Source organism: Chryseobacterium sp. UF-290 (genome assembly GCF_058245615.1).
In genome coordinates, this window is sequence record NZ_JBSICB010000003.1 from 130,041 (window position 1) to 150,414 (window position 20,374).

Below are 20,374 nucleotides of genomic sequence, written 5' to 3' on the forward strand. Positions count from 1 at the left end.
CATGAAAAAACTTTTTACAATTCTCACTTTATTATTTGTAATACAATCTTATGCTCAATCCTATTATAAAAATTTATTTGATAGTAAGGGATATGATGTAGTGCCTCCCAATTCAACAAGCTCAGACCAATCAGAATTTTCTTGGATAGTATCCGCTCATATGGAAGCATTGGTATTGATGTATGAAAAAACACATGAAGTAAAATATGCTAATGCTTTAATAGGATGTATGGGAAATGTAATTGACCGGAGGGATGATCTTAGAGGTCAGGTGCCAGGTCTAAGTCAAATTTATGATTATCGGGATATTTCTGGCGCTGCCTGGTCAACCAATCATTATAACAAACCGGGAGAAACAGATTCTTATGCTCATATGGTTCATAGTGCCAATATCACATATCCTATGGCGAAATTTGCGGCAATCGTTAAGAGTGATCCTACTATTCAAAGTTTGATTTCGGATTCACTTGTGACAGGCCGTTATGCTGGCCAGACTTATAATGCTATTGCAGATGACCTTGTACAAAAGGTAAAAGAAACGCTTCTTTATCATGATGATCAATGGCATACAGAACCCGGTGATATAGGCTATTATAAAGAAAGAAATGATAATCCTCCAATAAATTCTCCGGGTATAATTTCCCCTTTTAATATGCAAAGTGCTATTGGAAGGGTCCTGGTACAAATGTATAGGGCAACAGACGAAGATATTTATCTTACACAGCTTAACCAGATCGCTAATTTTATAAAAGCAAATACTTCGGTTGATTCCAGTCTGGGATCAAAAACCTGGACATATTGGAAAGAAAATACTTTACGGGAAGATATTTCTCACGGTGGATTAACGATATCTTTTCCATATGAGTGCCGTAAATATAATATTTCCAAAGGTGGAACTCTTATTTATACAGATTCGGATATGGAAGCCTATGCTAAAACTTTAACAAAAGATATATATCAAGTCCCTTTATTAATAAATAATGGAGTAAGTTATCCTGACGAATACTGGAATTTTAAATCTGGAAATGGAATTGGAAATGCAGATGTAGGCACTTATATTTGCTTCAGGTGGTTATGTTTATCAGAGTATGATAAAAAAATATATCAATTAATTACTGACATACAAACTGCTGAAAAATACTATACACTCATAAAACCTGAGACCTCTTCTTTGACAATTGCCTATTTAGCCTATTATGAAAATTTAATTGTACCTGTAAATACGGAACACGGATGGGGAGATGGATCAGATTGGAGAGGGGTTGCGAGTGGTAATTTTGATGAGGATGACGAAGACGAGTTTGTGGTAATAAGAAATTATGACGGTATGATAGGAACTATGAAACCTTATGATAAAAAGTTCCATTCTGTTACAAGCGACAAATATTATAGTAGTTCATATAATTGGAAAGGTATCGCATCAGGTGATTTTTTTGGTGATAGAAAAAGTGAGATTGTAGCAGTAAGTAATCATTCCGATCCGAATGATAATGGTTTTTATATTTTGAAAATTGACAATAATAATATCGTTGAACACATAAAATCTACAGGATGGGATGCACAATCAGATTGGGTGGGAGCTGCTGCCGGAAACTTTATCAGTGGAGGTAAAGACGATTTTATTGCAGTCAGGAATTATAATAAAGAAGTTTTGGTGTATCAATTCAATGGAACAACCCCTCAATTGGTTCATACCAATACACTCAATCTGCCCGCGAATTCTAAAATCAAAGCGGTAGCATCAGGTAAGTTTGATATTGATAGTAATGCGAAGGATAAGATTGTGCTGCTTGTTGATGCAGAAGATTCAGCATATAACGGGATATATGTTTATGATATAGATGATAATGGTGTATTGACAAAAATTGCTGAATCTACAGGTTGGGGTTCTGCTTCAGATTGGAAAGGATTGGCTGTTGGAGATCTTGATGCAGATGGAGTTGCTGAAATTATAGCCCATAGGAACTTTGACGGAGAATACAAATTATTTAAATTAAACGGAAATAGCTTATCAAATATTAACTCTGAAAAGTTCCCTATTCTACAGACTAAAGACAATCTTATGTGTTTCGGTAATTTTGTTCCGGGTTCGCAAAATGAGGAATTGGTCACACTTAGAAAAGACGGAGGTATTGTTATGTTTTCTTCAACACAAATTATAAATAATGTGAATAATAACAGAAGTTCAGATCCTTGCCAGGATGAGTTGCCGGAACAACTATTTAGTTTACTGAAACCTGTTTTTTTACATAGGAATTAAGAAAAATATTGATAAAAAGGAAAGATAAACACAAATATCTAATTGGCTGAAATCATGGGACATTGTTCCCTTTTAACTCATCTTGATTCAAAAACAATTACTATGAAAAGACTTTTTATAATTATTATTTTATTGTTTACAATAAAATCTTACTCCCAATCCTACTATAAAAACCTGTTTGATAGCATGCATTATGATGTAGACTTAGGTTATTCAGACAGTGGGGACCAACAGGATTTTTCATGGGCGGCATCTGCCCATATGGAAGCACTGGTATTGATGTATGAAAAAACCGGTGAAAAGAAATATGCCGAAACCTTAATAAGGTGTATGGGGAATGTAATTGACAGGAGGGATGACCTTAGAGGTCAGGTGCCGGGTTTAGACCAAATTTTTGATTATCGGGATATTTCTGGCGCTGCCTGGTCAACCAATTATTATAACAAGCTAGGAGAAACAGATCCTTATGCATATGTAGCCCATAGCGCCAATATCACATATCCTATGGCGAAATTTGCTGCAATCGTTAGGAATGATCCTGCTGTTCAAAATTTGGTTTCAGATTCACTTGTAGCAGGCCGCTATGCTGGCCAGAATTATATTGCTATTGCTGATGATCTTATACAAAAGATAAAAGAAACCCTTCTTTATCATGATGATCAATGGCATACGGAACCTGGTGATATAGGCTACTATAAAGAAAGAAATGATAATCCTCCAATAGATTCTCCGGGTATAATTTCCCCTTTTAATATGCAAAGTGCTATTGGAAGGGTTCTGGTACAAATGTATAGGGCAACACAAGAAGGTATCTATCTTACACAGCTTAAACAGATCGCTAATTTTATAAAAGCAAATACTTCGCTTGATTCCAGTTTGGGATCAAACACCTGGAAATATTGGAAAGAAAATGATGTACTGCCAGATGATGCTTCCCATGCTGGTTTGACCATAAGTTTTCCATACGAATGCTGGAAGTATGATGTTTTGGATAATGGGAATCCTGTTTACACCAATGAGGATATGAAAGCGTATTCTAAAACACTTACAAAAGATATATATCAGTCTCCTTTATTCATAAATAAGGGAGTAAGTCATAATGATGAATCATGGAATATTAAATATGATACGACAGTTCCTGTAGTTACTGATGAATTTGATGGCTATATTGCGTACAGATGGTTATGCCTCTCAGAGTTTGATCCGGAAATATATCAGTTAATTGCTGATTTATATGCTGCTAAAAATTATTATGATAAAATACCTATAGATAATTTGTCTTTTTATTCTTCTTTGACAATAGCGCTTTTGGCCAATCATGAGAACTTAATTGTACCGACAAATACCGATCATGAATGGGGAGAAAGTTCCGATTGGAGAGGGGTTGCGAGTGGTAACTTTGATGAGGATGACGAAGACGAGTTTGTGGTAATAAGAAACTATGATGGGCTGATTGCTACTATGCAGCCTGAAGGCAGGAAATTTAGCCCTGTTATAAGCAGCAAAGTTTATAGTGATGCATACAATTGGAAAGGTATCGCATCAGGTGATTTTTTTGGTGATAGAAAAAGTGAGATTGTAGCGGTAAGTAATCATTCCGATCCGAACAATAATGGATTTTATATTTTGAAAATTGATAACAATAATATTGTTGAAGAAACTCAATTTACAGGATTTGGAGCACAGTCCGATTGGGTAGGAGCTGCTGCCGGAAACTTTATCAGTGGAGGTAAAGACGATTTTATTGCAGTCAGGAATTATAATAAAGAAGTTTTGGTGTATCAATTCAATGGAATAACTCCTCAATTGGTTCATGCCAATGCACTCAATCTGCCTGCGAATTCTAAAATCAAAGCAGTAGCGTCAGGTAACCTTGACAGTGATCCGAAGGATGAGGTTGTGCTGCTTGTTGATGCTGAAGATGCTGCATATAACGGGATATATGTTTATGATATAGATGATAATGGTGTATTGACAAAAATTGCTGAATCTACAGATTGGGGTTCTGCTTCAGACTGGAAGGGATTGGCTGTTGGGGATCTTGATGCTGATGGAGTGGATGAAATTCTTGTTCATAGAAACTATAATGGAGAATATATAGTATATAAATTGGTTGGAAGTAACTTGGAGGCTGTTGGCTCTGAAAGCTTTCCTGCTCTGCAAACGAAAGATAATCTTATGTGCTTTGGCAACTTTGTTCTTGGATCACAAAATGAGGAATTGATCACACTTAGAAAAGACGGAGGTATTGTTATGTTTTCTGCAGCGAAAATTATAAACAATGTGAATAATAACAGAAGCTCAGATCCTTGCCAGGATGAGTTGCCGGAGCAGCTATTTAGTTTACTGAAATCATAACGTTTGTTAAAATTCGTATATACTTTTATAAAATAATTAAATCAAAAAAAGAACGGGCTATGTCCGTTCTTTTACTTTTGTAATCTATGTTGGATTTTTAGAGCTGGTCATTAATTAAATTGCATGTAATAAGCAAAAAGGCAGATTCTAAGGCATAAAAAAAGCATCTTTTTCAGATGCTTGTGTTTTTAGATATTCTTTTTTTAAACCTCGTCGTCAGAATCGATTGTGTAAGATCTGCTTTTGAAGTCTTTGTCATGTTTTTCTGAAATTACATCCTCACCCTTTTCATTAATGATGAAATCTGTGGACTCATTAAACATCTCCTGGAAACTCTTAAAATCTTCCTTGTAAAGGTAAATTTTGTGCTTCTCGAATGTAGCTTCCCCATTCTCTCCGAAATTTTTCTTACTCTCAGTAATGGTAAGATAATAATCTCCTGCTTTCGTCTCGCGCACATCAAAGAAATAAGTTCTTCTCCCTGCTTTTAACACCTTCGTGAAAATCTCATTTTCATGGCGTTCCTTGTATTCACTCATTGTTAGATATTTTTTTAATCTTGTTAAGAACAAATATAAAAGAATTCTTTTAATCACAAAATTTTTTTTATGATTTATTTAACAATTGAGAACGAAACAGCTAAGCGGTTACAGAATTGGCAATTTCGGTGAGGTTGATAATTTGATTCGCTTTTTGAGCGCTAGACTCTCTGTGTGTGATAATTATGGAAGTGGCATTGCTGATTTTTTTATCGATATTTTCGAGAATATTCTGTTCCGTTTCAGTGTCTAAAGCAGATAGGGAATCATCAAAAATAATGATATTTGGGTCCTTGATCAGGGCTCTTGCGATGCATATTCTCTGCTTCTGACCTCCCGAAAGCATCACTCCCCGTTCACCCACAAGTGTTTTATATTGCTCTTTAAACTCGACGATATTTTTGTGAACATCCGCGATCTGAGCGTATTCAACTACCTTGTCATGTGAAGAATTATCGATGGAAAATCCGATATTATTTTCAATAGAATCAGAGAATAAATAGCTTTCCTGAGGAATATATCCTATGAAGTTCCTGTAGTTGTTAAGATTATGTTCTTTCAGGTTTTTACCATCAATCAAGATCTCTCCTTCAGTAGGATCGATCAGTCTGCATAAAAGCAAGGCGATCGTAGACTTTCCACTTCCGGTTTTACCCATAATGGCCAATGATTCCCCGGCCTTGATTTTAAAGCTTAAATGATCCAGGGCTTTGATTCCCGTATTAGGATATACATAGGAAACGTTTCTGAATTCAATGTCTCCTTTGATCGGATAATTTTCGAAGTTTGTATTGATGATCTCGGATTTTTTATCCATGAACTCATTGATCCTTTGCATAGAAGCTTCGGCTCTCTGGTTGACGGAGGTTACCCAGCCTACCATAGAAAATGGAAAGATGAGGGTGTTAATATACATGAAGAAGTCTGCAATTTTACCGATGCTCAATTCCCCGGCAATATATTTTGTTCCTCCAATCCAGATAATGGCAACATTCAATAGTCCGATGACAAAGAGAATGATGGTAAAGAAATAAGCCTCTGTTTTGGCAAGGTCCAGCGCCTTGTTCTGATAGTCGGTTACTTTGATCCCGTAGTTTTTTTCAATATATTTTTCTCTTGCAAAGAATTTCACTACACGGATTCCTGAAAAGCTGTCCTGTACAAAAGTTGAGATAGCAGACTGGCTTTTCTGCATGATCTTCGACTTTTTATTGATAATAGAGCTTACCTTATAGATGGCATAGGATAAAACAGGAAGCGGCAACAACGTCCATAAAGTCATGGAAGCATCTGTTTTCACCATATAAATTGCAGTGATCAGAACCAGTACGATCAGGTTGGCTACATACATTACCCCAGGCCCCAGATACATTCTCACCGCAACGACGTCTTCACTTAACCTGTTCATCAGGTCTCCGATCGTCGTCTGCTTATAATCCGTCAAAGACAGATCCTGATAATGTCTGTAAATTTTATTTTTAAGCTCATATTCGATCCTTCTGGAAGCTACAATAATGGTTTGTCTCATCATAAATGTGAAGAAACCGGTTAAAAGCGAACAGCCTACTATGATTCCAACATAGATAAGGACCTGCTGATTGAAGCCCAGATTACCATTCTTTGTAAGCTCATCTACAGATTTTCCTACAAACTGAACTTTATATATATTAAAAAAATTACTGGCAATGATGAATAATACCCCCCAAAACAATAGGATCCTGTGTTTCAAGAAATAAGGGTTTAAGGTTTTTAGCGCTTTCATATAGTTTGACAAAATTACAAAAATGTCATCACACTACGAATTTCATCAATTTTAAATTTTGTATCTTTGCAGGCATAAAAAAGCTCTTTGAATGTTAGGAAGACGACAAATCCGTGAAAAAGTAGTACAGACAGTGTATTCATACTATCAGAATCCTGTAAAGTTTGATGTTTTAGAGAAAAACATGTTTACTGGAATAGAGAAAATCTATTATCTCTATATCTATCAACTCAATTTCCTGGTAGGCCTGAAAGAATTGGCTGAACATCAGATTGAAATCGGGAAGAACAAATTTCTTAAAACAGATGCTGATATTAATCCTAACCAAAAATTCATCAATAACCAGGTATTGCTAAAACTGGAAGAAAATCCTGAAAGATTATTCTTTACAGGTCAGCATAAGCAGCTGAAATGGGATATGCACGATGATTTATTGGTAAAAACTTTCCAAAGAATCACTGCCGGGAAACGTTATCAGGATTTCATGAAAGAAGAAGGCTATTCTTTTGAAGAAGATCAGAAATTCATCGGAAAATTATTTTTAAGGTATATTGCTGAAAATGATGATTTTCATGATTATCTGGGGGATAAGGAACTTTCATGGTATGACGATATCCATATCTCGAACTCAATGGTACAGAAAACGATCGGCTTCCTGAGAGAAGATGAAGAAAGCAGAACGCTGATCAAGATGATCAAAGATGAAGATGATAAGACTTTTGCAAGTAAACTATTGAGAGACACGTTGAACAATTGGGAAAACAACGAGAAAAAGTTGGAAGAAAGATTGGAAAACTGGGATCTGGAAAGAGTTTCTTTAATGGATAAAGTGATTTTGTCAACAGCGATCGCAGAACTTGATAATTTTGCCTTCACACCTTCAAGAGTCATCATTAATGAATATATTGAAATTGCAAAAGTATTTGCTACGGACCGTTCCAATATCTTCATCAATGGTATTTTAGATAAATATTGTAAAGATCAAAATAGAATATAAAATGAAAAAGACGTTATCAATTATCGCCTTGTCTATTATAGGTTTCGGGTTGGTTTCATGTAAGAAAGAGAACAAAGAAACTCAAAATGCTGAAACTACAGCTACGGATTCTCTGGCTGCCGGAGCTCCGGTAACTGCCGATTCTACTGTAAATCCTGTTGCCGCTCCAGCTGAAGCCGCTGCACCGGTTTCCAACGAACCTTCTACTACTGTAGCTTTGTCTGAAAGCAACTTCGATTTTGGAAAGATCAAAAAAGGAGATAAAGTAGAGCACATATATGAAGTGACCAATACGGGGAAAAACCCGTTGATTATTTCTGAAGTAAGACCCGGATGCGGATGTACTGCTCCTGATTTTACTAAAGAACCTATTATGCCAGGTAAAAAAGGAAAAATTACCCTGCATTTTGATTCTTCAAACTTTGACGGAAACGTGAGCAAATATGCAGACGTTTTTGCAAACGTTGAGAAGGCTCCGATTAAATTAACGTTCACGGCGAACATTCAACCATAATTTTTTTAATATGTTGACAGTATTTTTACAGGCACAGCAGGGATCTTCATCGATGATGCTGATCATGATGGGTGTAATGTTTGTTGGGTTTTATTTCCTGATGATAAGACCCCAGATGAGAAAACAGAAGCAAGAGAAAAATTTCCAGGAAAACCTTAAAGTAGGAACCCGAGTTGTTCTTACATCCGGTCTTCACGGGAGAATTGCTCAGGTTCAGGATGATGGTTTTGTCATCGAAACATTATCCGGAAAACTGAAATTCGAAAAAGCGGCAGTATCAAGAGAAATGACAGAATCCCGTTTTGGAGATAAAGCAAAAACAGCTGATAAAAAAGAAACAGTAACTGAAGAAAAGAAATAATTCAGTCTGAAAATATTTAGCTGCGGCTGGTGAACGAAGTTCACCAGCCGCAGCTTTTTTTATATGTTTGCAACTTTATTAACACCCTATGAGTTTGAAGTCTGAAAGTATCTTTACCAGAAACATGGTGATTCTGAACGCAGTGAAGAATCTATAAAACACTGCAAGCAAACTTTCTGTTGGTAGCGTCAAGCAGAGAATATGGTCTTTGTGCTCATTTGTGAAATTAGTGTTTAATAAAAAATTATCTTTGCCGGATGGATCAGAATACAAACAAAACCGTACTCATTTTAGGAGCCAATTCAGACGTAGCCAAACAATGTATTAAACAATATATTTCAAAAGGGTATTCTGTGATGGCCGCTTCCAGAAATACACAATCTTTGGAAGACTTTATCAATGATAATGATCTGAACCGGTCGAAAGTTACAGTTCTGTATTTTGATGCCGCGGCTTTTGACTCTCATCAGCAATTCTATTTGGAACTTCCTGTAAAGCCTCACATCGTGGTATATGCTGCAGGTTTTCTGGTAGATAATCAAAAGGCTTTGACTGATTTTAAAGCAGCAAAACAAATGATGGAGGTCAACTATATGGGAGGAGTTTCTATCCTGAACATTATTGCAATGGACAAAGGTAATAAGAGCCTGGAAAGGATCATTGGTCTTTCCTCATTATCCGGGGTGAGGGGGAGAAAAAGTAATTTCGTTTACGGAAGTACAAAGGCGGCGTTTACTCAGTTTTTAGCGGGATTAAGGCAGGAGCTGGCTTCCAGAAAAATAATTGTTAATGCCCTGGTGATAGGCTATATAAGAACAAAGATCAATGAAGGGTTAGAGCTCAACGAATCACTGATCATGGAACCGGATTACGTGGCGGGGTTTATTGTTAATGCCGGAAATTCTTTCATTATTGTTCCGAATTTCAAATGGAAAATCATTTATCATATTTTGAGACTTTTGCCGGAAAGTCTGGTGGCTAAGCTTCCTTAAGTATTGATAACTTTTTCATCATATCAATTCCTTTTATCAAAATAGACCAAAGAAGTCTCCTTTTTCTTTATTTAATAGCTGTTTTTACCAAATGGCAATGGTTTTTTCAGATGACTTTTATACCTTTATCTTTCCGCAATCTGCGGACAACATACAATATGGAAGAGCTTTTTAATTACATCAAAAAATTTGGAATCCTGAATGGGCAGGATGAAATTTTGATTGCCAAAGGAATTCAGGAAATTACCGTGCAGAAGGGAGATCCTTTTATTGAAGCCGGAAAGGTAAGCCAAAGAATTGCTTTTGTGAAAGAAGGCGTTTTCCGTTCGCTGTATTATAATAAACAAGGAGATGATTTTACCAGGTATTTCATTTATGAAGGACGATTTATCGGAGATTTTCAGGGCTTTACCGACCAGCTTCCTGCTCACGAATATATTGAGGCCATTACGGATGCTGTGCTGCTGGTGATTGATCTTGACCATTTTAAAGTGCTGGAAACAGAAATCGCTGTGTGGCCTGTTCTGTTTACCAGAATTCATGCCTTCGTTGCTGAAAATAAGCTCAAAGTGGCCAGTATTATGCTGAACCAGGACGCAAAATCCCGCTATATCCATTTTTTAGAGCGTTATCCCGGATTAGCCAACAGGGTTCCGCAATCGATGCTGGCGTCTTACCTGGGTATTACCCCTTCTTCATTAAGCCGTATCAGGAGAAGCATAGTGTAGAAGGATGAATAATGAATGAGAGTATTTGATAGATAATATACTTTAATAGAGCAATATGGCAGATGAAAATTATATTTCCTATCTAATTTCTAACTTCTAACTTCTTTTTTGCCAAATGACAATGGTTCCCCTTTCAAACCACCCTAGCTTTGCACCATAAAATAAAAATATATGGATATCGTATTAGGAATGCAATGGGGAGATGAAGGAAAAGGAAAGTTTATTGACCTGATCAGTGAAAATTATGACATTACAGCCCGTTTCAACGGCGGGGCGAATGCGGGACACAGTATAGAGAGGAACGGAAAGAGGATTACCCTTAAAATGATTCCTTCAGGAGTTTTTATGAAAGGCGTTCAGAATGTCATTGGCACCGGAACCGTTTTAGATCCTGTAAGCTTTAAAAAAGAAATTCTGAACCTTCAGGTATTTGATGAAATCATTCAGCCGGAAAAAAATATCATTATTTCCAGAAAGGCACATCTTGTGCTGCCGACATATAAACTTTTGGATATTTTTATGGAAGAGCATCCGGACTATACAACTATCGGAACGACGAAAAACGGTATAGCACAGGCTTATTCAAATAAAATTTTAAGACAGAACCTGAGAGTGGGAGATATGTATGCTCCTGATTTTAAAAGCAGGGCAGAGCATATTCTGGAAAGAGATTACAGAATGCTTGAAAAGGGAGGGATGGTTTTACCTTCTCTGGAGGAAATCAGTAAAGAGTTTTTTGAAGCGGTGGATTTTCTGAAAAAATTCAATTGCACAGAGACAGAAATATATCTGAACAATGTTTTGTCAGAAGGTAAAAAAATATTGGCAGAAGGCTCACAGGCGGCAATGCTGGATATTGATCACGGTACTTACCCTTATGTGACTTCTTCTTCAACTACAGCTGCAGGAGCTTGCAGCGGATTAGGAATCTCTCCTAAAAAAATGGGGGAGATCTATGGAATTGCAAAGGCTTACTGTACAAGAGTAGGAAACGGAGCTTTCCCTACGGAACTCTTTGATGAGCTTGGAGAGGAGATCAGGGTGAAGGGGAATGAATTTGGTTCCAATACGGGACGTCCGAGAAGAATAGGCTGGCTGGATCTGCCTGCTTTAAGATACGCGGTAATGATCAATGGAGTTACTCAGCTGGTATTGACCAAAGCAGATGTTTTAAGCGGATTAAAATCAGTTGCGGTGTGTACTCATTATGAACTGGAAGAGGGTACGGTAGAACGTGTTTCAGGAATGCTTCCCGAAAATGCAAAACCTATACTGAAGTGGCTGCAAGGCTGGAATGCTGATTTTTCTTACATGAAAAGTATTTCGGAATTACCAAAAGAACTGACCACCTTTCTATCGTTCCTGGAAATGGAATTAGGAATTCCTGTGACTTATCTTTCTACCGGTCCGGGAAGAGAGCAGATGTTGAAGATGAAATAAATGTTTTTAAGGATTATTATTGATCTGTAGAAATAGTGTTATTTTTTTAATAATGTCAGTAATATAAATACTACAGTCCCTAAGCTGTAACATATGTTATTAAAGAAAGTATCTTAATAAAGGTTTTCATAATAAAAAAGCGGGGCAAATACCCCGCTTTAAATTTATGCTTTCAAATTTAATTTTAATTCTAGTTCATCGAGCTGGGCATCAGCAATAGAAGCCGGTGCATCGATCATTACGTCACGTCCTGAATTGTTCTTAGGGAACGCAATGTAGTCTCTGATCACCTCATTGCCGTCAAGGATCGCTACCAGACGGTCGAACCCGAATGCTAAACCTCCGTGTGGCGGAGCTCCGTATTTGAAGGCATTCATCAGGAATCCGAACTGAGCTTCAGCTTCTTCCTTAGAGAATCCTAGCAGATCAAACATTTTTGATTGTAGGTCTCTGTCAAAAATTCTGATGGATCCTCCTCCGATCTCATTTCCGTTCAGGACCATATCATAAGCGTTCGCTCTTGCTTTCCCGGGATCTGTTTCCAATAAATGGATATCTTCAGGTTTTGGAGAAGTGAAAGGGTGGTGCATTGCATGGTATCTTTCAGTATCTTCATCCCACTCCAACAGAGGGAAGTCAACGACCCAAAGCGGAGCAAATTCATTTCCTTTTCTTAATCCCAAACGGTTCCCAAGCTCCATTCTCAATGCGGAAAGCTGAGCTCTTACTTTATTCTCGTTTCCTGAAAGAATCAGCATCAGATCTCCTTCTTTGGCCCCGAATTTTTCGATGATCTTAGCAAGATCTTCTTCATTATAGAACTTGTTTACAGATGAGGTTTTCACTCCATCATTCTGGAATTTTACCCAAACCATTCCTGAAGCTCCGATTTGCGGACGCTTTACCCAATCCACAAGCTCATCGATCTGCTTTCTGGTGTATTCTGCACATCCTTCCACATTGATTCCGACAACCAGTTCAGCCTCATCAAATATTTTGAAATCTTTTCCTTTTACCAGTTCATTCAATTCTACGAACTCCATCCCGAAGCGGATGTCCGGCTTGTCGTTTCCGTATTTTCTCATCGCATCTGCGAAGGTCATTCTCGGGAAATCCCCGAATTCCTGGCCTGTAATATCTTTTAAAAGGGTTTTGGTCATTCCTTCAAAAACATTCATGACATCTTCCTGCTCCACAAAGGCCATTTCACAGTCGATTTGTGTAAATTCCGGCTGTCTGTCGGCTCTCAGATCCTCGTCACGGAAACATTTTACGATCTGGAAATATTTATCCATTCCTCCAACCATCAGAAGCTGCTTGAAGGTCTGTGGAGACTGTGGCAATGCATAAAACTGTCCCGGATTCATTCTGCTTGGAACCACGAAGTCTCTCGCTCCTTCAGGAGTTGATTTGATCAGAACAGGAGTTTCAACTTCGATAAAGCCTTCGTCAGATAAGTAATTTCTTACCTTTTGCGCCATTTTGTGACGGAAGATCAGTTTATCCTTTACCGGATTTCTTCTGATATCCAGATAGCGGTATTTCATTCTTAATTCCTCACCACCGTCCGTTTCATCTTCAATAGTGAAAGGAGGAAGCTGTGAGTCATTCAGAATCGTTAATTTTTCTACTAAGAGTTCAATTTCCCCGGTTGGAATATTCGGATTTTTGCTGACCCTTTCAATAACTTTTCCGGTCGCCTGGATCACAAATTCACGTCCTAATTTTTTAGCTTCCTCCATAAGCTGTGCAGAAGAACGCTCCTGATCAAAAACCAGCTGGGTAATTCCGTAACGATCCCGAAGATCTACCCAAATCATAAATCCTTTATCACGGATAGTCTGTACCCATCCTGACAGTGTAACTTCTTCATTCAGATTTTTCAGAGATAGCTCTCCGTTGGTGTGTGATCGAAACATAATTATTTGTTTAAAGTTCAATGTTTAAGGTTCAATTCCGAACCTTGAATTTTTCGTTTGCAAAGATAATATTTTTGCAGGTTTTATAAATAAAAAAACTTCCTTTCGGAAGTTTCGGATATCGTTTTTACGTTTTTTAATCTCTCTTGGCCCCTTTTTCTGTTAAAAATTGAATCATCTCTGTTCTTTTTGAGTTTTCTAATACTTCAAGCGGAGTACGGCCCTGGCATTTTTTATTGAGATTCACTTTATTGTCTACAAGAAATTTTACAATATTCATTTTACCGGCTTGCGCACTGAAAGTAAGTGGAGAATAGGAAGTGTCTCCCAGAATAAAGCATTTGTTGTAATCTCCTGGTGCAAATTGTTTTTTAAATGTTGCTACATTATCGGAATATATGGCTTTCATCTTTTCCTGAGTCAGTTTCTGAGCAGAAAGCATACCGGCAGATAATAACATTCCCAATAGAAAAGTAGTAGAGATTATTTTTTTCATAATACTATTTTTAAAGAATATACAAATCTAAATTAAATTTTAATATTAATTGCCAGATTTTACAATAATCGAATCTGTATTGTTTAAAATAGAGAACGTATTGATCGGGAAATGATAAATTATATAAGTCCTATAATGTATATTGTTTCCCGGAAATACGCTTTTTAATGGATGTGTCATGCTGTTTTTAAGGAGGCGGAAAAGATGATTACTATTCTAAGAGATGATTTCCGCTTTTCATATTTCGTATATAATCCTTAGCGGTATATCCTTATGTCGGTTTTAGTATAGTTTTTAGAGGTAACGAAGAATAATGTCCTGTTTAATGAGATATTTTTAAAAACTTTTCATATGCCAATTCTCAATTGATTTTGAATCAATATTTTTGTCGGATAAGTCACAAAAAATTATGACCAGATATATTGATTTCCTGAAAAGGGCTTTCAGAGGGGAAGATACCGATTTTACAAAGATAAATATCAGAAGTGCGGTTTTGCTTCTGGCCATACCGATGATGCTTGAGATGGCTATGGAATCAGTATTTGCGCTGGTTGATCTGTATTTTGTAGGACATTTGAAAGAGAGCGGATTTGCCATTCAGACCGTAGGGCTTACAGAATCTGTACTTTCAGTCATGTATTCTATTGCAATCGGGATGAGTATGGCAGCTACAGCTTTGGTTGCAAGGAGGATCGGTGAAAAAAATCCTGAACAGGCTTCCAGGAGTGCGGCACAAGTACTATTGGTTTCATGTGTCATAACATTGATCTTAAGTTTATTGGGAGTGATATATGCGGAAGAAATCCTGATCCTGATGGGAGCAAGACCTGAAGCGGCAGCTTATGGAAAAGATTTTACAAGAATTATGATGGGAAGCAGTACCATTATTATGCTTCTGTTTTTGATCAACGGTATTTTCAGAGGAGCAGGAAATGCGACGATTGCTATGAAAAGTTTATGGATTGCCAATATTGCCAACATTATTCTTTGTCCGGTTCTGATAAAAGGATTGGGACCCGTTCCCGCGATGGGACTTACAGGTGCGGCATTGGCTACCACAATAGGAAGAAGCATCGGTGTGGTTTATCAGTTGTACCATCTTTTAGTAGCAGATACGCAGATCCGTATCAAGCTGAGCTATTTTAAACCCCATTACGATCTGATAAAATCTATTATAAAAATCGCAACCCCCGGAATCTTTCAGTTTGTCATTGCTTCATGCAGCTGGATTTTTCTTGCCGAATTGGTTGCTACTACAGGAGGTGAAAATGCTTCAGCCGGTTATCAGACTGCATTAAGGCTGATGATGTTTTTCATGCTTCCGGCCTGGGGGCTAAGTAATGCCGCATCCACTTTAGTCGGGCAGAATATGGGAGCGAATGAAATGCTGAGAGCTGAGCAGTCCGTTATGAAAACGGTAAAATACAATGTAATTTTTATGCTGACGGTTAGTTTGATCTTTATTTTTATGGGTAATTTTCTGGTGAGCTTTTTTACACAGGAGGTAGAAATTAAAGAATTTGCTAAAAACGCACTTCATATTATGAGCACCGGCTTTATTTTCTACGGGATCGGAATGGTAATGATCAATGCTTTCAACGGAGCGGGAGATACCTGGACTCCGACGTGGGTAAATCTCTTTGGATTCTGGCTGTTCCAGATCCCTTTAGCCTATTTCCTTTCCAGATATCTGGAAATGGGGCCGAAAGGGGTGTTTATTTCAATTCCGGTAGCAGAAACGCTGATTACAGTAATTGCTTTTATTTTGTTTAAAAGAGGAAGGTGGAAGACTATTAAAGTTTAGTGAAATAGTATGGAAGCTGGAAAAGGGCAGTTGTTATGAAATAACTGAAATCAGCTTTTATGAATATTGTATTACCCCAAAATAATGATCAGATTGTAACGAGATGGTTACTTCCGGCCTTTATTTTTAATTTATAAAAATTTATCAGTCTGATTTGTTGGTTTTTAAAAGCTTATTTTTTAAATTCGTAAGAACAACAAAATATATATTACTATGGGAAAAGGAGATAAGAAATCCAGAAGAGGAAAAATCAATTCCGGAAGTTATGGTAAAAGAAGACCGAGAAAAGCGTCAAAATCTTTTGTAGCTTCTGAAGAAAAATCTAAAAAGTAACAGCAATAAAAAAGACCAAAGAAATGATCCTTGGTCTTTTTTTATACAAATTAAATTAATTATTTTCCTCCGAGAATATTTCCAAGGATGCTGCCTAAGCCTCCTCCCTGTTGTTGATTTCCACCACCCAGTACACTTCCCAGTATATCATTCAGTGGATTTCCGGATGATTGGGACTGTCCGCTTCCTAAAACACTTCCTAAGATATCATTTAAAGGATTGGACTGCTGAGCCTGAGCCTGATTGGACGCATTTCCGAGAATTCCTCCCAAAAGATCTCCAAGACCACCTGCACTTACATTATTCTGTTGTTTCTGCTGACCGATATATCCCATAACAACAGGAGCCAGCATCGCAAGGACAGGACCTATTTTATCGATAGAAATTCCGGTATTTTGTGACAGCTGATTCTCTACGGTACTTTTTTGTCCGCCAAAGATATGGTCGAGAATAGAACCTCCTTCGGCCTGTCTTGATTCGATCTGTGAAGCATCATTTAGGATACTGCCATTGTGGTCTTTATCCAAAGCGTTGTTTAAAGCTTCCGCTTCTTTGGCATCCTGAGATTTATTTCTAAGGTAAGAGATGATCAGTGGGGTAGCTACAGCTAATAGGGCAATTACCTGATTTCTGCTGATTCCGAATTTATTTTCAGCCTGTTCAGCAACCTGGTTGCCTGTGTTTCCTGTAAGTAGGTCAATTAAACTCATTGTTTGTGTTTGTTATGTATTAAGTGAACCAAAGTTATCAAAAAATATGCCTTACAAAATACCTGTATTTCATAATTATTGTTAAAGTTTTCTGATCTGTTCATCGCTGTATCCTTTACTTTTCAAAAGCTTTATATATTCCACGGCGCTTGCTGTCATCCAGTGGATAGGTTCGGGGGCTTTCTTTTTATCTATGGTGAACTCCAAAATACCGACATTATTGTTCATCCATGGAAGCAGGTAATACTTTAATCCTCCTTTATACTCTTTGAAATCATTAAACTCTTTGCCTTGTTCAGTAGACGAAACTACAGTATAGCTCAGGACATATCCCATAGGAATAAGAAGACATATCCAGGAAAGCTTTCTGAGCCCTTTGTATTTTGCAGAAGAAAGGCCATAGCCAATGGAAAGGGCAAAAATAATATTGAAAGGAAGGAAGAAAACATAATTATCCGAAACCGCATAGAATGTAGAGAAACCATAAACACATACTGCGCCTGTGAAGAAAACATAGAACATTCTTCTATTTGATCCGTATAGTAGAATGACACCTGCTATTCCAAAAAATACGAATAGGTTAAAATTGTAAATAAGATACCCAATGGAGAGGAAAAAATCTTTTACATACTGCAACGGATCTTTTTTGAGAGAATCTTCAACCCAGGTTCCCTGGTTGGATGAATATGGGGAATTAAAAGGCAATCCCTGTAAAGTATTCAGAACAAATAAGGATGAAAATAGGATTGCAAAAAGCAACAAAGAAGCATATAAATACTTTTTCTCATGTCTGAAGCAGAACAGGAAAATAAAGAAAGCCGGGATCAGCAGAATATTCTGAATATGGACCCAAAGGCTGATTCCCAAAAAGAGACCGCTGAGGATAATGTATTTCTTTTTATTTTCTGCAAAGACCTTTATCATTGAAAAGAAAAAAAGACTTACCCATAACGTGTTGTAAGTATATACTTCTATAATTTCTGCATTTCTCCAGAAAGAAAAACTGAAGCCAAAGACAGCTGCAGCGGTGAGAGAAATCCATTCTGTTTTGATCAGGCTCTTCAGAGCGAGATAAATAACTGAAACGGTTGCCGCTCCTGCAGTGATAATCACGAATCTGCTCGCCTCAATCGCATTAAGGCCTGTAAGGATCTTAATTAAAATCGCAGTATTGACATATAAAAAATGGCTGGTAGCATCTGCTACAGTCACCCATTCTTCTTTTTCCACCGATAGTACAAAACCTACACAATCTGCAAAAGGAATTCTTGTAAAACTCCCTATATAATAAATGCCCCAAAAGATAAGAAATAAGAATAATGCAGATAAATATTTATTCATTCTTAGTTCTTTACAATAGGAACATTAGAGCAGGCTTCCCCAAACATCAGCGATTTGACAAGAGGCTTAAGTTGCTCTACAAGTTCGATATAAGCATTTTCAGGAATTTCTTTATCAGAGCAGCCTTTTACCAATACCCTTTTGCCTCTCATATCGCTGAAATCATAAGTCTGTATTGCATTATGCATCAGAATAACCTCCAGATCCTCACGATTTCCAAAAACGATTTTTTTAGCAACGTCAGTAAGCTTGGCGGTTAGCACAAAATAAGCCCAAAGAGGAATGATCGTATCCACAGAATTGTAAATGTAGATATAAGAATCCCTGTATTCTTCTACATTGATAGCTTCTACCTTCTCACGGAAATCTTTTTCCTTCAGGATCATTTCCTGAAAAAGAAAATCTTTAAGATCTATTCCTTTCCTTACCCCCTTTGGAAGCAAGGTAGACAGGTCAAAATTCACAAGACCGCTTTCGGCAACTTTATTTCGGATTTCAAATTCTTCTGACATTTTTATCATTATCTTTGAACAAATTTACGAATTAAGATCATATCTATTTTAATTTGTTCTCTATCCTTGCCATAGAAACCTCCCATAATCCGGAATCATCCGGTAGATTAGAAGTCATTGTGAGGGTTGACGGCTATAAAACGAATAATAAAGATTTCGAGAGAAATGAAATATTACATTATTGCAGGAGAAGCTTCCGGCGACCTGCACGGAAGCAATTTAATGAAAGCCTTAAAGCAAAAGGATCCGGCTGCGGAATTCAGATTTTGGGGCGGCGATCTTATGAAAGCACAGGGCGGAACGTTGGTGAAACACTACCGGGATCTGGCTTTTATGGGATTTCTGGAAGTGGTGATGAACCTGCGAACCATTCTGAATAATATAAAATTCTGTAAAGAAGATATCCAAAACAATAGACCGGATGTTCTCATTTTGGTGGATTATCCCGGATTTAATTTAAGGATTGCCAGATTTGCGAAAGAATTGGGAATTAAGGTAGTATATTATATTTCCCCACAGCTTTGGGCCTGGAAAGAAGGGCGGGTAGAGATCATCAAAAAATATGTGGATGAAATGATGGTCATCCTTCCGTTTGAAGAGGATTTTTACCGGAAGCACGGAGTACATTCCCATTTTGTAGGGCATCCTTTGCTTGATGCTATTTCTGATCTGCAGGAGATTAATATTGAAAAATTTAAGTCAGAAAACGGGCTGAACGAAAAAGAAATTATTGCGCTTCTTCCGGGGTCCAGAAAGCAGGAGGTGGAAAAGATGCTTGAAATAATGCTTTCCGTAAGACCGCATTTTAAAGACTATCAGTTTGTGATTGCCGGGGCACCGAGCCTTCCCAAAGAATTTTATCAAAAATATGTGGATGATAATGTACATTTTGTTTCCAACAGGACGTATGACCTTTTAAGATGCTCAAAGGCTGCTCTCGTTACCTCAGGAACCGCTACATTAGAAACCGCTTTGCTGGATATTCCTGAAGTGGTTTGCTACCGTGGAAGTAAGATTTCCTATGCCATTGCCAAAAGATTAGTGAAAAATATCAACTATATTTCTCTTGTTAATCTGATCATGGATAGAGAGGTTGTGAAGGAGCTGATCCAGAGCGATCTGAATACCAGGAATCTTGTAGATGAGCTTCATAAAGTTATAGAAGGAGGAAAAAGAGAACAGGTATTGAATGACTATAAGCTTTTGAGAGAAAAGCTTGGCGGGAAAGGAGCGAGTGAGCATGCAGCTGATGTGATCCTGAAAATGTAAATTTTATTTTGACCGATTTTTGAGAACATAAACTATTTT

Annotated in this window: 18 protein-coding genes; 11 read left to right on the forward strand and 7 right to left on the reverse strand. The window is 37.4% G+C overall.

The window, feature by feature from the left end; translation table 11 throughout:
* The first annotated feature begins 1 nt into the window (after position 1).
* Positions 2–2,260, forward strand: coding sequence for an FG-GAP repeat domain-containing protein (locus AC4IF5_RS04545; protein WP_490732108.1), 2,259 nt, complete (start codon positions 2–4; stop codon positions 2,258–2,260).
* Between the two features lie 102 nt (positions 2,261–2,362).
* Positions 2,363–4,618, forward strand: a complete 2,256-nt coding sequence (locus tag AC4IF5_RS04550) for an FG-GAP repeat domain-containing protein (RefSeq protein WP_490732110.1) — start codon at positions 2,363–2,365, stop codon at positions 4,616–4,618.
* Positions 4,619–4,821: 203 nt separating this feature from the next.
* On the opposite strand, the gene AC4IF5_RS04555 is transcribed toward AC4IF5_RS04550, so the two are convergent.
* A complete protein-coding gene (locus AC4IF5_RS04555) occupies positions 4,822–5,157 on the reverse strand; it encodes a DUF3276 family protein (protein WP_002976288.1) in 336 nt (111 codons plus the stop codon).
* Between the two features lie 100 nt (positions 5,158–5,257).
* Entirely contained in the window at positions 5,258–6,919 is a 1,662-nt protein-coding gene (locus AC4IF5_RS04560; protein WP_490732113.1) for an ABC transporter ATP-binding protein, read from the reverse strand.
* Positions 6,920–7,010: 91 nt separating this feature from the next.
* Between AC4IF5_RS04560 and AC4IF5_RS04565 the strand changes: the two genes are divergently transcribed.
* The 6 genes from AC4IF5_RS04565 to AC4IF5_RS04590 all read left to right on the forward strand — a co-directional run bounded on the left by AC4IF5_RS04565 (position 7,011) and on the right by AC4IF5_RS04590 (position 11,951).
* Positions 7,011–7,916, forward strand: coding sequence for a transcription antitermination protein NusB (locus AC4IF5_RS04565; RefSeq protein WP_490732115.1), 906 nt, complete (start codon positions 7,011–7,013; stop codon positions 7,914–7,916).
* Between the two features lies 1 nt (position 7,917).
* Positions 7,918–8,430, forward strand: coding sequence for a DUF1573 domain-containing protein (locus tag AC4IF5_RS04570; RefSeq protein WP_490732116.1), 513 nt, complete (start codon positions 7,918–7,920; stop codon positions 8,428–8,430).
* A gap of 10 nt (positions 8,431–8,440) precedes the next feature.
* Positions 8,441–8,791 (forward strand): preprotein translocase subunit YajC, encoded by a 351-nt coding sequence (gene yajC / locus AC4IF5_RS04575; protein WP_490732118.1) that lies wholly within the window; start codon positions 8,441–8,443, stop codon positions 8,789–8,791.
* A 257-nt stretch (positions 8,792–9,048) separates the two neighbouring features.
* Positions 9,049–9,783: an SDR family NAD(P)-dependent oxidoreductase gene (locus AC4IF5_RS04580; RefSeq protein WP_490732120.1), complete on the forward strand. Its 735-nt coding sequence runs from the start codon at positions 9,049–9,051 to the stop codon at positions 9,781–9,783.
* A 158-nt stretch (positions 9,784–9,941) separates the two neighbouring features.
* Complete coding sequence (locus AC4IF5_RS04585) at positions 9,942–10,511, forward strand: Crp/Fnr family transcriptional regulator (RefSeq protein ID WP_490732121.1); 570 nt, start codon at positions 9,942–9,944, stop codon at positions 10,509–10,511.
* Between the two features lie 171 nt (positions 10,512–10,682).
* Entirely contained in the window at positions 10,683–11,951 is a 1,269-nt protein-coding gene (locus tag AC4IF5_RS04590) for an adenylosuccinate synthase (RefSeq protein ID WP_490732123.1), read from the forward strand.
* A 164-nt stretch (positions 11,952–12,115) separates the two neighbouring features.
* On the opposite strand, the gene aspS is transcribed toward AC4IF5_RS04590, so the two are convergent.
* Complete coding sequence (gene aspS, locus AC4IF5_RS04595) at positions 12,116–13,870, reverse strand: aspartate--tRNA ligase (protein ID WP_490732124.1); 1,755 nt, start codon at positions 13,868–13,870, stop codon at positions 12,116–12,118.
* A gap of 136 nt (positions 13,871–14,006) precedes the next feature.
* Positions 14,007–14,366 (reverse strand): ankyrin repeat domain-containing protein, encoded by a 360-nt coding sequence (locus AC4IF5_RS04600; RefSeq protein ID WP_490732126.1) that lies wholly within the window; start codon positions 14,364–14,366, stop codon positions 14,007–14,009.
* A gap of 409 nt (positions 14,367–14,775) precedes the next feature.
* Here AC4IF5_RS04600 and AC4IF5_RS04605 point away from each other — a divergent pair, with 409 nt between their 5' ends.
* Together AC4IF5_RS04605 and AC4IF5_RS04610 are read left to right on the forward strand one after the other, a co-directional pair.
* Positions 14,776–16,170 (forward strand): MATE family efflux transporter, encoded by a 1,395-nt coding sequence (locus AC4IF5_RS04605; protein ID WP_490732128.1) that lies wholly within the window; start codon positions 14,776–14,778, stop codon positions 16,168–16,170.
* 213 nt (positions 16,171–16,383) lie between these two features.
* Positions 16,384–16,503, forward strand: coding sequence for a 30S ribosomal protein THX (locus tag AC4IF5_RS04610; RefSeq protein ID WP_490732130.1), 120 nt, complete (start codon positions 16,384–16,386; stop codon positions 16,501–16,503).
* Positions 16,504–16,562: 59 nt separating this feature from the next.
* Here the strand turns inward: AC4IF5_RS04610 and AC4IF5_RS04615 are convergent, their stop codons facing one another.
* The 3 genes from AC4IF5_RS04615 to AC4IF5_RS04625 form a co-directional block, all read right to left on the reverse strand.
* Positions 16,563–17,213 carry a DUF937 domain-containing protein gene (locus tag AC4IF5_RS04615; RefSeq protein WP_490732131.1) on the reverse strand — a complete coding sequence of 217 codons (651 nt, stop codon included), beginning with the start codon at positions 17,211–17,213 and terminating at the stop codon, positions 16,563–16,565.
* 81 nt (positions 17,214–17,294) lie between these two features.
* Positions 17,295–18,554: a protein O-mannosyl-transferase family gene (locus AC4IF5_RS04620; RefSeq protein WP_490732133.1), complete on the reverse strand. Its 1,260-nt coding sequence runs from the start codon at positions 18,552–18,554 to the stop codon at positions 17,295–17,297.
* Between the two features lie 2 nt (positions 18,555–18,556).
* The gene (locus tag AC4IF5_RS04625; protein WP_490732135.1) at positions 18,557–19,066 is read right to left on the reverse strand and encodes a DUF2480 family protein; all 510 of its coding nucleotides are present in this window, start codon (positions 19,064–19,066) and stop codon (positions 18,557–18,559) included.
* Between the two features lie 165 nt (positions 19,067–19,231).
* Between AC4IF5_RS04625 and lpxB the strand changes: the two genes are divergently transcribed.
* On the forward strand, positions 19,232–20,335 hold the full coding sequence (gene lpxB / locus AC4IF5_RS04630; protein ID WP_490732137.1) for a lipid-A-disaccharide synthase: 1,104 nt from the start codon (positions 19,232–19,234) through the stop codon (positions 20,333–20,335).
* Positions 20,336–20,374: the final 39 nt, after the last annotated feature.